This is a genomic window from Streptomyces sp. DG2A-72 (genome assembly GCF_030499575.1).
Classification (GTDB): Bacteria; Actinomycetota; Actinomycetes; order Streptomycetales; family Streptomycetaceae; genus Streptomyces.
The window spans coordinates 1200791-1213328 of sequence record NZ_JASTLC010000001.1; the positions used below are offsets into that span (position 1 = coordinate 1200791).

The 12538-nt window shown below is 68.7% G+C and carries 8 protein-coding genes and 3 pseudogenes; 7 read left to right on the forward strand and 4 right to left on the reverse strand.

The features are described from left to right. The first annotated feature begins 282 nt into the window (after positions 1 to 282). The 4 genes and pseudogenes from QQY66_RS05780 to QQY66_RS05795 form a co-directional block, all read left to right on the forward strand. On the forward strand, positions 283 to 1755 hold the full coding sequence (locus tag QQY66_RS05780) for a non-reducing end alpha-L-arabinofuranosidase family hydrolase (protein WP_301978000.1): 1473 nt from the start codon (positions 283 to 285) through the stop codon (positions 1753 to 1755). 442 nt (positions 1756 to 2197) lie between these two features. Beyond that, on the forward strand, positions 2198 to 2350 hold the full coding sequence (locus tag QQY66_RS05785) for a universal stress protein (protein WP_301987185.1): 153 nt from the start codon (positions 2198 to 2200) through the stop codon (positions 2348 to 2350). A gap of 234 nt (positions 2351 to 2584) precedes the next feature. After that, positions 2585 to 5926, forward strand: coding sequence for a S8 family serine peptidase (locus tag QQY66_RS05790; RefSeq protein ID WP_301978001.1), 3342 nt, complete (start codon positions 2585 to 2587; stop codon positions 5924 to 5926). A gap of 296 nt (positions 5927 to 6222) precedes the next feature. After that, positions 6223 to 6431, forward strand: a pseudogene (locus tag QQY66_RS05795) (ATP-binding protein); the annotation flags it as partial. Here QQY66_RS05795 and QQY66_RS05800 read toward each other — a convergent pair. The 4 genes and pseudogenes from QQY66_RS05800 to QQY66_RS05815 all read right to left on the reverse strand — a co-directional run. Continuing rightward, positions 6428 to 8737 (reverse strand): beta-L-arabinofuranosidase domain-containing protein, encoded by a 2310-nt coding sequence (locus QQY66_RS05800; protein WP_301978002.1) that lies wholly within the window; start codon positions 8735 to 8737, stop codon positions 6428 to 6430. The pseudogene QQY66_RS05795 and the gene QQY66_RS05800 sit on opposite strands and share 4 nt — an antisense overlap. A gap of 51 nt (positions 8738 to 8788) precedes the next feature. Then, positions 8789 to 10273, reverse strand: coding sequence for an RICIN domain-containing protein (locus QQY66_RS05805; RefSeq protein ID WP_301987186.1), 1485 nt, complete (start codon positions 10271 to 10273; stop codon positions 8789 to 8791). Between the two features lie 266 nt (positions 10274 to 10539). Next, the gene (locus QQY66_RS05810) at positions 10540 to 10833 is read right to left on the reverse strand and encodes a hypothetical protein (RefSeq protein WP_301978003.1); all 294 of its coding nucleotides are present in this window, start codon (positions 10831 to 10833) and stop codon (positions 10540 to 10542) included. Further along, positions 10809 to 11200 (reverse strand): annotated as a pseudogene (locus tag QQY66_RS05815) (phytanoyl-CoA dioxygenase); the annotation flags it as partial. The pseudogene QQY66_RS05815 and the gene QQY66_RS05810, both read right to left, overlap by 25 nt. A 58-nt stretch (positions 11201 to 11258) precedes the next feature. On the opposite strand from QQY66_RS05815, the pseudogene QQY66_RS50245 reads away from it, so the two are divergent. The 3 genes and pseudogenes from QQY66_RS50245 to QQY66_RS05825 form a co-directional block, all read left to right on the forward strand. Beyond that, positions 11259 to 11411: pseudogene (locus QQY66_RS50245) on the forward strand (hypothetical protein); the annotation flags it as partial. A 7-nt stretch (positions 11412 to 11418) separates the two neighbouring features. Then, positions 11419 to 11820 (forward strand): RraA family protein, encoded by a 402-nt coding sequence (locus QQY66_RS05820; RefSeq protein WP_301978004.1) that lies wholly within the window; start codon positions 11419 to 11421, stop codon positions 11818 to 11820. A 324-nt stretch (positions 11821 to 12144) separates the two neighbouring features. Continuing rightward, positions 12145 to 12516, forward strand: coding sequence for a hypothetical protein (locus tag QQY66_RS05825; protein ID WP_301978005.1), 372 nt, complete (start codon positions 12145 to 12147; stop codon positions 12514 to 12516). Positions 12517 to 12538 lie beyond the last annotated feature (22 nt).

The following is a 12538-nucleotide window of genomic DNA, read 5'->3' on the forward strand; positions in this document are numbered from 1 at the left end:
GCGAGCCGGAAGGCGAACCCCCGGCGCCGCCGTCGGCGGATGCCGTAGGGCCGGGGCCGGGGCGGTTCCGGTCGACGCGACAGCTTGCCAAGCCCAAAGGGGAGCCGCTGTTTGTGGACAGATCGGCGACAGGCCTTGACCGGAGAGCCCCACATTCCTAGCTTGTGGCGTCACAGCATCCGGGAATTCTTCGAAACATTCGAGATTTTCCCTGCCTCCGGCACGTCCGCTCCACGGTTCATCGGGCTCACCTCACCCCGCCCCTCAAAGGAGTGCCCTCTGATGCGGTTTCGCCACCCGTCCCCGGTCCGCCCAAGACGCTTACTCGCCGTCCTCGCGCCCTTACTGCCCGTGGCCACCTTCCTCGGTGCCCAGCCCGCCAGCGCGGCGGCCGTCGACCCCAACGCCTCATATGTGCTGGTCAACCGCAACAGCGGGAAGGCCCTGGACGTCTACAACCTGGCGACCAACGACGGCGCCCGCATCACCCAATGGACCAGGAACGATCAGACCCAGCAGCAGTGGCAGTTCGTCGACTCCGGCGGCGGCTACTACCGCATCAAGTCCCGCCACTCCGGCAAGGTGCTGGACGTCCACAACTTCTCCACGGCCAACGGCGGCTCGATCGTCCAGTGGGCCGACCTGAATGGCACCAACCAGCAGTTCCGGCTGGCCGACAGCTCGGATGGCTACGTGAGGCTCATCGCGCGCCACAGCAACAAGGCCCTCGAAGTACAAGGCGGCTCCACCGCCGACAACGCGAACATCGTCCAGTACGACGACTGGGGCGGCACCAACCAGCAGTGGCAGCTCGTCAAGGTCGGCAGCGGCAATCCCGGCCAGTGCGATCTTCCGTCGACATACCGCTGGACATCGACGGGCGCGCTGGCGCAGCCCAGGGCTGGGTGGGCCTCGCTCAAGGACTTCACCGTCGCCCCCTACAACGGCAAGCACCTCGTCTATGCGACGACACACGGCGCGGGACAGGGAACGGGCTGGGGTTCGATGAACTTCGGCCTGTTCACCAACTGGCCGGAGATGGCCTCGGCCAGCCAGAACACGATGCCGAATTCCACCGTCGCGCCCACGCTCTTCTACTTCGCGCCGAAGAACATCTGGGTGCTCGCCTACCAGTGGGGTCGGACCGCGTTCGCCTACCGGACGTCGAGCGACCCCACCAACCCGAATGGCTGGTCATCGGAGCAGGCGCTCTTCTCCGGAAGCCTCCCCGACTCCGGAACAGGGCCCATCGACCAGACGCTCATCGCTGACGGCACGAACATGTACCTGTTCTTCGCCGGTGACAACGGCAAGATCTACCGGGCCAGCATGCCGATCGGGAACTTCCCGGGAAGTTTCGGCTCGACCTACACAACGATCATGAGCGATACGAGGGACAACCTGTTCGAAGCCCCGCAGGTCTACAAGCTCCAGGGCCAGAACCGCTACCTCATGATCGTCGAAGCGATCGGCAGGCAGGGCCGCTACTTCCGCTCGTTCACGGCCACCACTCTGAACGGCTCATGGACGCCCCAGGCCGCGACCGAGGCCAACCCCTTCGCCGGCAAGGCCAACAGCGGCGCCACCTGGACCAACGACATCAGCCACGGCGAACTGATCCGCACCAGTGCCGATCAGACCTTCACCGTCGATCCCTGCAACCTGCAGTTCCTCTACCAGGGACGCGACCCCAACTCCGGCGGCGACTACGGCCAATGGCCCTACCGTCCGGGTCTGCTGACACTGCGGCGCTGACGGCGTGACACGGGTCCGGCTCCGGTATGGAGCCGGCGCGGCTGGCTCGGCGCAAGGCCGAGCCCGCCCGGGTCACGCGAGAACGTCAGCGCTCATACGGCGCCGGAGCGCGGGGTCGGGCAACGCTCACCAGCCCGAGGCCATCCCGCAACGCGATGCCGCCGCCGGTGGCGGACCGGCCAGGCTCCGGTGATGTGGGTGAACATCGCCTCGGCCGCACCGCTCGGGTCGTGGGCGGCGATGCGCTCGTACACGCGGCGATGGCCGCGATTGGACGCGACGCACATGGCTGAGAACCTCGACCCGGGCGAGAAGCAACAACCCGTCGCCTTCAGCCGGCAGCCTGCGGACGCACAACTCACTCCCCGTCTCGCCAAGGCACAGCGGTACTGACGTCGCGGGTGGGATCGAGCCATGGAGGAGTGATGGGCAACTGGTGGTTGTGGGAGCGGACGGCTCGTCGTCGAGTCTCGCCGCGGTGGAGACGGCCGCCAGGAAGGCCCGGCGACATCGTGCGGAACTGCGCTTGGTGTACGCCCTCCAGCGGAAAGGGCCTCCTGGTCAGGGACATCCGCAACGCACGACAGGCGTGTGATTCAAGTGACGCTATTTGACTAGAGGTTGAGGAAAAAGAAGGAGCTTGACTCTCCCGCGGGGCCTGACATCGACTGGGGTCATTGGCTGACCACTCGTCAGTTGAAGACGTTTCGGTTTGTCTCCGCCCTCTCACCTCCACCGATGTGCGAGCGCGTCGCTGAGAACCGAACGCGTCCCACGCGCGTGATAGCGGAGAACGCATTGGCATGCACACAAAGGCGGGGGAACGCGAGTGGGATCCACAGTACGCGCGAGAACGGCGGCACTTGCCGCCTTGACGGCCGGGGCGCTGCTCACGGCGGCGGTGTCGGCCGACGGCCTGCCGGCGCAAGGCGTTGGTGCCGCCGCGCATGAGGGGCCGAAGCCACCGGCGGCCGTCACGCTGGTCACCGGTGACCGCGTGGACGTCGGCTCCGACGGCCAGGTCGTTCGGCTTGTGCGCGGCAAGGGCCGCGAGGAGATCGGCTTCTCGGTGCGGCGCGAGGCCGGCCACACGTACGTCGTCCCGCAGGACGCCCTGCGCCTGGTCGCCGACGGCGTGCTCGACCGGCAGCTCTTCGACGTCGCGCAGCTGGTCCGGGACGGGTACGGCGACGCGCACCGCACCACGCTGCCGCTGATCGTCGGCTACCGGCAAGACGGCGCCGGAACAAGGGACTTCACCGGCGGCGGCGACCCGTTCGCGGGCGTGGTCGTCCGGGAGCGCCGTGCGCTGCCCGCGGTCGACGGCGAGGCCTTCGAGGCACCCAAGGCCGGTGCCCCTGCCCTGTGGGCGGCAGTCACAGGCCGCTCTTCGGCCCGTACGTCAGGAGGTAGGGCCGCCCCCGCGCGGCCCGTCGCCCATGTCTGGCTGGACGCGAAGGTCCGGGGCACCCTGGCCGAGAGCGTGCCGCAGATCGGTGCGCCCGCCATGTGGGAGTCGGGCTACACCGGCAAGGGCATCAAGGTGGCGGTCCTGGACTCCGGCGTGGACGAGACCCACCCGGACCTCGCGGGCGTCGAGATGGCGCAGAAGAACTTCAGCGACTCCCCCGACGTCAAGGACCGCTTCGGGCACGGAACGCACGTGGCCTCCATCCTCGCCGGAAGCGGTGCGAGGTCCGGTGGCCGCTACACGGGCGTGGCGCCCGGTGTGAAGCTGCTCGACGGCAAGGTTCTGGACGACAACAACCTGGGATCCACCTCGGACATCGTCGCCGGCATGCAATGGGCCGTCGACCAGGGCGCGAAGATCGTCAACATGAGTCTGGGCTCCCCCGACACCCCGGGCGTCGACCCGAAGGAGGCGGCCGTCGCCCGGCTCTCCGACAAGGCCCTGTTCGTGGTGGCGGCGGGCAACTCGGGCGACGGGCCCCGCACGGTCTGGTCGCCCGGCAGCGCCCCCGCGGCGATCACCGTCGGCGCCGTGGACAAGCAGGGACAGATCGCTGGCTTCTCCAGCCGCGGCCCGAACCTCGACGGCACGCCGAAGCCGGACCTCACCGGCCCCGGCATGGACATCACCGCCGCTCTGACCACGCAGAGCGAGCTGCCCCCGAGTGAGGATTACGTGCCGCTCTCCGGCACGTCGATGGCCACCCCGCACGTCGCGGGCGCCGCCGCCCTGGTGCTCCAGCAGCACCCGGACTGGAGCGGAGCCCGGCTGAAGGCGCTGCTGACCGGTTCGGCCAAGCCCAACCCGCTGCTGAACGCCCATCAGCAGGGCGCGGGGGGGGTGGACCTGGCGCGCGCCGCCACGGCCTCGGTCGTCTCCGAGCCCGGCTCCCTCGGCTTCGGCACGCACGCCTGGCCGCACGCCGACGACAAGCCGGCCTCCAAGACCCTCACTTACCGCAACTACGGCAGCCGGGCCGTCACCCTGCGGCTGAGCGTCTCCGGGACGGACCCGGCGGGCCGCCCGGCCCCGGACGGCATGTTCACCGTCAAGGACGCCCAGCTCACCGTTCCGGCCGGAGGCACCGCGAAAACCACCGTCACCGCCGACCCCCGCAAGGGCACCGTCGACGGCGTCTTCGGCGGCAGCGTGCTGGCGTCGGGAGACGGCCAGGAGGTGCGCACCGGTCTGGTGGTCGACCGGGAGGTGGAGTCGTACGACGTCAGGGTGCGGCACATCGACGCCGACGGGGCGGCCCCGGGCACCTACGCGACGACGATCACCCCCATCGGCGGGCTCGGCGACCGCGTGGAGCTCGCGTACAGCGCGAACGGCACGGTGGTCCAACGGCTGCCCAAGGGCTCGTACCAGCTGGAGAGCCTGGTCTTCGCCAGGGACAACGAGCTGGGCTTCTTCGTCCAGCCGGTTTTGAACGTGACCGGGAACGTCACGGTCACCCTCGACTCCCGCAAGGCGAAGCCTTTCGCTGTGAAGGCTCCGGATCCGGCCGCGAAGCTCGTCACCTCCACCGTCGGGTATGACGACGAGGCCGCGGACGTGTCCAACACCTGGTCCAGCAGCGGCGTGCCGCCGATGCGCACCGCTGCCCTCGGCCCGGCGTCCGACACGATGCGTGCCCAGTTCATCGGGGTGTGGAAGAACCCCGGCGCGGCCGGCAAGAACGTCGACTACCGGTTCGCTTTCAACCGCGAGGGCAGCTTCTTCACCGGCCTGACCCGCACCGTCACCCGGGCCGAGGTCGCCGAGGTGAAGCTCGGCTTCGGCGCCTCCGCCACCGGAGCCAAGGGCCAGGTCCACATCACGCCGATGGACGAGCGCGGGAGGACCGTCGGCACACAGGAACCGTTGGAGCAGAAGCTGCCGCAGGCCACCACGCATTACCTCAGCGCGGCCGGCGTGCGATGGTCCTGGACCGCCACGCAGCTCAACGCCCGCGGCGAGGAGCGCATGCAGTACACGAAGGAGTGGGTGGCCTACCGACCGGGCTCCAGCCACACACTGAGGTTCAACACCGGCGTGGTCGGACCCGATCTGGCGGCGGGGAGCCCGGAGCAGCAGGGCGCCGAGCGGACCGGCGACCACATCAGCGCCAAGGTCCCGCTGTTCAACGACGGTAGCGGCAACCCGGGGTCCTCGATCGTCACCGGCGGCTTCGCCCGGCTGGAATCCGGCGGCCGGGTCCTCGCCGAGGGCTCGCCCACGGACTGGGTGGACGCCGAGGTTCCCGCCGCCTCCGCCGCGTACCGCCTGACGGTCGAGGCGAGCCGCTCCGCCGAGGACACGTCCACCAGCACGAAGGTGGCAGGGGTGTGGACGTTCACCTCGGCCCGCCCGGCGTCGGACCGCACGACCAGGCTGCCGCTGTCGACGGTGCGGCTCGCGCCGAAGCTGAGCCTGCGCGGTACGGCTCCGGCGGGCAGCACACTCACGGTGCCGCTGAAGCTGAGCGGCGCGGCAGCCGCGGCCGGGCAGGTCGCCGCGCTGACCGTGAATGTCTCCTACGACGGCGGCCGGACCTGGAAGCCCCTCACCGTGACGACCGACGCGAGGGGCGCGCGCTCGGTGAGCGTGAAGCACCCGGCGACCGCCAAGGCCGTGTCCTTCCGGGTGGACCTGAAGGACACGGGGGGCAACACCGTACGCGAGACGATCACGAACGCTTACCGGCTCACTCCGTGAGGTGACCCCGAGACGGTGACCGTCACCCGGCGCCGGTGAACCCTCCGGCCTGGTCCCCGCACCTGCGGGGACCAGGCCGGATCACACAGCACGGCGGGAAACAGCGAAAGTGTTTCAGCGCCGGGCACCTCGCGGATCACCGCCCGGACAGCGGAACGGAACCGCGCCCACTTCGGCGGACACGCTGCGGCTGCTGTCGAGCGGAGCGCAAGGGCCCCAGCGCCAGTCGCTCCGACACCTGGCACCTGGCACCTGGCACCTGGCACCTGGCACCCCGAACGCACCGGCCGGAGCGCGAGCCGCCGATCAGGCTGCGGCTGATTCGCGATACGTCCCTGATCTGCGAGGTCTCCGACGCCAGCAACCCCGCTCCGCACCAACGCCGGGCCCCGCCTTCGACGACGGCGGCCGGGGCCTGTTGCTCGTCGCCCAGCTCGCCCAGGGATGGGGCACCCGGCACACCACCAACGGCAAGACGCTCTGGTGCGCGCAGACCCTCCCCTAGTTCCTCACGATGCGCCACCGGTTGTCGGCAGTGCCATTGTCCGAGTCCTGGACAGCGAACGCGCCGACAGCGGTGGAGTTGTTCGCGATGGCGAGCAACTTGCCGCTGTGCACGTTGCGGATCTTGTGGGTCCCGTCTCCCTGGTCGAGCAGCGTCCATCTGTGGTCGGCGGTGCCGGTGTCCGACCACTGCAGGACGGTCGCGTTGTCAGCCGTGGACATGTCCTGGACGCCGAGCACCTTGCCGCTGTGGGCATTGCGGAAGCGGACCGCGTTTCCGTCGGTGATCATTTGCCAGTTGTGGTCGGCGGTCCCTGAGTCGTTCCACTGCAGAGCGCGGCCACCGTCGGCCGTGGACATGTCCTGGATGCCCAGCACGAGACCGCTGCCCACGTTGGCGAGACGGACGGTGCCGCCGGTGTTCCAGTAGACGGTGTAGTTGTGGCCATGCGCGTCGTGGAACGGGCCGAGGTTGACGGTGGCGCCGTTGGCGGTGGCGGTGAAGGCGAGCGAACTGGTGCTGGTCCGTCTGATCGAGGACGTGTTCAGCGTCGGGAGGGAACTGAGCGAGGAGTTGCCGTAGTTGCCGGACAGGACCACCGGGCCGTAGGTGATCGCGGCGACGTTCGCGTTGTCGTTGGCCGCTCGCATGACGATCCGCATGGGCAGGCGGACGGTGACCGTGTCGCCGGAGGTCCAGGAGCGGGTCAAGGTGGCGTAGCTACCGGGCGTGGTGGTGATGGTTTGCGCCGCGCCGTTGACGCTGACAGTGGCCCCGGTGGTCCAGCCCGGGATGCGGATGCGCATCGCCCAGGTTCCGCTGACGTTGCCGGTGACGTGCAGGGTCGTGGTGTCGCTGTTCGGGTACGACGTGGTCTGGGTGACCGTGATGCCGCGCTCCGACCAGTTGAGCACCGAGGGCACGAACAGGTTCACGATCAGCGTGTTGTCACTGCGGAAGTAGATGGAGTCCATCAGCCTGGTGTGCATCTCCAGGCCCGTGCCCTGACAGCACCAGAAGGTGCCGTAGTCGGTGCTCCAGGTGCCGCCGCCCCATGCCGGGCCCACACCGCGTCGGCCTCCCGGGTTGAGCGGGGTGAAGTAGGTGACGTGGCCGTGGTCGTCGGCCGGGTTCTGCTGGCCGATCATCTGGTTCAGCCATGCCCGCTCGTAGTAGTCGAACAGCGCGACCCGGTTCGGGTCCAGCGCGAACAACTCCCGGGTGAGGGTGAGCATGTTGAAGGTGTTGCAGCTTTCGCAGGTGTCCTGGTTCAGGTAGCCGGCGATGGCGTTCGGGGCGCGGAAATGCTCCGCCTGGCTGTTGCCGCCGATGGCATAGGTGTGCGTGTTGACGCAGATGTTCCAGGCGTTGGTGGCGATGTCCCGGTAGCGGGTGGTGCCGGTGGCCTTGTACTCCCGGGCGGCCCCTATCCACTTGGGTACCTGGGTGTTGGCGTGCAGTCCGTTGAGCCGGTCCTGGTTGGACGCCAGCGGGTCGAACACCGCGGCGTGGTCGAACCGCCGGGCGACGGTGAGCCACCGCGCGTCGCCTGTCTGCTGGTAGAGATCGGTCAGCACGGTGTTCATGCCGCCGAACTCGGTTTGCAGCATGGCCTGCATCTGCTGGCCGCTCAGCCGGCCGGTGCGCCGGTCGACCCATCCCGCCAGGGCGAGCAGCACATCACGGGCTTGTGTGCTGCCGATGTGGCGCCATACGTCCAGCAGGCCGACGAGGGTCTTGTGGATGGTGTAGTACGGCACGTTGCCGTTGCTCAGGGTCCGCTGCTCGAGAGCCGTGAAGTCGGACTCGGGGTAGCCGGAGAGGTACCCGGCGCTGAAACCGGCGGCGCTGTTGTTGGCCTGGCATTTGGCCAGCTCGGCGACCATGTGGGTTGCCTTGTCCCGGCAGGTGGTGTCCCCGGTCACGGCGTACAGCTGCGCCCATGCCGTGAGGAAGTGCCCTTGGACGTGGGTGCGGAAGGGGAAGTTCGGCGCGTCCCAACCGCCGCCCGCAGCCGCGCCGTTGGTGGACAGCCGGTGGTTGGCGCGGAAGTTGTACAGCAGCCGGTCCACATCGACGAACCGCAGGTAGTTCCTCGTACGGTTCTGGTTGTCCAGCCACCGGCTTGCGGTGAGCCGGACCTGGTCGAGAGCGAAGGGGTGCGCGGAGACCCCGATGTCGGCCCTTGCGGGCGGGATGGAAGCCGCTCGGGCGGGAGAACTGCCGATGACGGAACCGGTGGCAGAGGCGACGGCGGTGGCCCCGGCTGCTTGCAGGAGGCGCCGTCTGCTGACGGAGGAAGACATCTTGCACCCCTTTCCGTTGGGGGGAAGAGCGGTGAACGGTGGTCGGTGCCGTCACCAACTTGTCGGCAGACCGGCGATGAACGAGGTGAGCCGGTCGGCGATGATCCGGTCGTCATGGGCCGAGTAGTGCCAGTCGCAGCCGAGGAAATCCAGGCCCGAGTCGTCGAGGAACCAGTAGCGGACCCCGCTGTCGCCGGCGTCGTTGCGTGCCTTGACCACCTGCTGGACATGGCCGGCGTACTGGCCGGCACCGACTGCCACGATGGTCGTCCCGGCTCCGTAGCGCGTCCGCAGCTTCTGGAGGAACTCGCCGTAGGCACTTCGGTAGCCGGCCGCGAGGCTGTCCGGCGTCCACGGCTCACCGGGGTTGACGGCGGTCGAGAAGTCGTTGGTACCGAGGTTGACCACCACGACCTGGGGACGCCAGGTGCCCGGGTTCTGCCAGACGTCGCCGGACACGTTCAGCAGGGCACGGTCGTAGAAGGTCCGGTACGTGACGTCCGGCCGGCCTCCGTTGTAGTTGCGCACCATGCCGAGGCCCGAGTAGCCGTTGATCTGGTAGTCGGCGTTCAGTTGCCGCGCGGTGAGGGCGCCGTAGCTCACATCGGAGTTGGTGGTCCGTTTGACCTGGTCCGCAGTGCAAGTGCGGGAGGTCGAGAGGTTGCCGTAGCCCACCGTGAGGGAGTCACCGATGAACTCGATCTGGCGGTTGCGGGCGGCCGGTTTGCTCAGTACGGCACCGCCGGGCGCCGCGACGAAGCCGCCGAACGTGCTGGTGTCCCCCGGGGTGTCGTTGCGCTTGACGAGCCGGACGGTGTGCGTGCGGTCCTGCAAGCCGTTGATCCAGTGCGTGGTGTTGCCGGGCGTCACGAGCGTGGCGACAGTGGCTCCGTCGATCTGGACGTCGTAGTCGGCGGCCGAGTCGTTGAGCACGATCCCCACGCCGGTGCCCCTGACGGTGCCCTCGAAGTACACGCCGGGCCAGCTGTACTGCACCGTGTTTCCAGCGTCCTTGACCCGCCCCGCGGTGTGCACCTGCGCCAGCACTCCCGACGCGCGCACCAGTCGCCACTGCTGGTTGGCCCCGCCCCAGTCGGTGAACTGCACGACCTTGGCACCGTCCGCGGTGGAGGCGTTCTGGACCTCGACGGCCTTGCCGCTGTTGCGGCTGATCAGCCGGACGTAACCGTCCGAGGAGTCCGCCAGCCGGAACTGCTGGTTGGCGCCGCCCCCATCGCTCCACTGCACGATGTCCGCATGGTCGGCGGTGGACTTGTTGAGGACGTCCAGCACCTTGCCGGAGTGCTGCGCCTTCAGCCGGTAGTAGCCGCCGCCCGAGTCGACGAACTGGAACCGCTGATTGGCGCCGCCATGGCGGGTCCACTGCGACAGGCCGGCCCCGTCGGCGATGCTCCCTCGCGACACATCGAGCGCCTTGCCGCTGCCACGGTTGACCAGCGCGTACCACGCGCTCGTATCCACAGTGGCCGCCTGCGCCGTCCCAGCAGCGCCAAGTCCGGCCAACAGCGCCGCCATCAAGGCGGTCACCGCGGCGAGCACCCCCGTACGCCTCCCGCATCCGCGCCACGGAAACCTGAATGTCATATACATGCCCTTCATCCGGGTCTCCTTCTCCGGACGCGATACTTCCGGCGCACACCATATTGTCGAAGCGCTTCGAAGAGAACCGTGCGGACCACACGGCATCTCAGCGCGGTCCGCTGGAAGTTGGGGCGGACGAACGGCAGGAGCCTCCATCGAAGCGCTTGATCAGAACAAGGAGCAGCAGTTCCGGCGCCGGGTCAAGGGCGAGCGCCGTCCCCCACCTTCTCGAAGAAGAACTCGTGCTTGAGGAAGGAGACGTTGTACTCGTGACCGGGCTGCGGCGGCAGCAGTTGGGAGGCCTGGAACAGGCGCCGGCCGTCGTGCAGCGCGGCAAGCCCCGTGGGGTAGGGCGGCTCGTCGCTGTCGCCGGTCGTCGGACGGGTCCGGCCGGTCCCGTCGTATCGGGACCAGCCCACGACGTCGGAGTCCAGCGCCGAAGTCGCGAGACAGAGGACCAGGACCTGCTGATCTCCAGTCGGGCCACAGCCCACTCGTACCAGGGGAAGTACGTGTTGAGTTCCGCGGTCACCGCAGGGTCGTGCAGGTCGGAGGTGTCCCACAGACGCACCTGCGGCACGGTCGGGTTGAGGCGGAGTCTGTACATGTAGCGACGGCCCGCTGTGTCATTGCGGCGGCCACCGCGCCAGATGCCGTGGTGAGGTTCTGGACGCGGCCGATGTCCGTCTCGTTGATCCTGCGCGGATGACTACCGGGCACACTGGTGCCGCCCATCTCGGCGGTCACCTCGTGCGGGTAGTACATGAGCTGGATGTCGAACGCATCCGGCCGTACGTCGATGATCGCGTCGCCGTGGAGCGGCTGCGCGTGTCCCTCGTGCGGCTCGCGCACATGAACCGCAGGGTTCGGTACGGGAGCCCCTGCCACCGAGGAGAGCTTCCTCGACGACTCCTCCACATCGTTCAGGGGGCGCGCCCCGGCAATTGTCCGAGCCACTGGGGAACCGGGGTGGATCAGGGTCACAACCCAAGCGCACGGACTCCCGGACACCTCCGCCGACATCGGCCGGCTCGCCCACCATCGAGGTCGGCCCGAAGTGGCAGCGGCCTGACAGGGAGTTGCTGGAGGAGTTCCAGCGGCACTCGGTCGCGAACATCGGTGACGCGCTCGGGCGCCTGGGCATGCCAGACGGTGGCCTCACGCCTGTCTGGGAAGGCTGCTGCCGTGCCGTGGGCAGCGCCCTGACGGTCCTCACGGGCGCCGGGGACGATCTGGCCGTGATCGACGCCGTGGCGCACATCGAACCCGGCGACTTCCTCGTCATCAACGGGTTCGGCTACGCGGGCCGGGCGGTGATGGGCGACATCCTCGCCCAGTACTTCTCCTCGCGGGGTGCCGTAGGAGCGATCGTCGACGGAGCGGTCAGGGACCGCGACGAGATCCGGCGGCAGGGATTCCCCGTGTGGTCGCGTTCGGTCACGCCCGCAGGGCCGTGGAAGGCGTCGTCGCAGTGCCCCTGAAGAAGCCGCATGGCATCGCCGCCGAACTGGCGCGGATCGCGGGGGCCGAGCAGAGCATGCGCGCCCAGGCCAAGCAGGCACCCGAGAACTGAGCCGCGTAGATGAAAAGGACGCGCACACGCAGGGACCAGCGGTTGAACAACGCCAAGCTGGTCCAGGCCGCTGCGGAGCTCTTCGAGCGGTCCGAGCAGCCCATCAGCCTCGCCGACATCGCTCGCCGGGCGGATGTGTCCGTTGCGACGGCCTACCACGCTCTCAGTGCCTACCGGCGGGACATCACGGGCAAGTTCCGCGACTACGGCCTCGGGCAGTCGAGTAACGGTCTTGCCCTGCTCGAAAAGCGGCTGCGGCTACTGGGTGGATCTCGTCCTGGCCGAAGGTGCCGCGCTGGTGCATCGGCGGTCGCCCGAGGGATTTCTCGCTCGGTACAAGGCCGATGAGTCCTATCTGGAAGGCCAGGCAGAGGCCCTGGCCCGGCCCATTCGCGAACTCGTGCTGATCATCGGAGTCAGCGAACTCGCAGGGATCGAAGACGAGGCCGCCTTCCTGTGGAGCGTCCTCTTCGACCCCCGGGAGATCTTCGACCTGCGTGACACACTCTCACTGCCGCCCGCTCACATCACGCGCCGACTGGTATCGGCGTTCCGCGACGCACTGCTCGGCTGGGCGACTGCCCGGCTGAGCGAACCAGCCTGACGGTGCGGAAGCCATCGCTCCG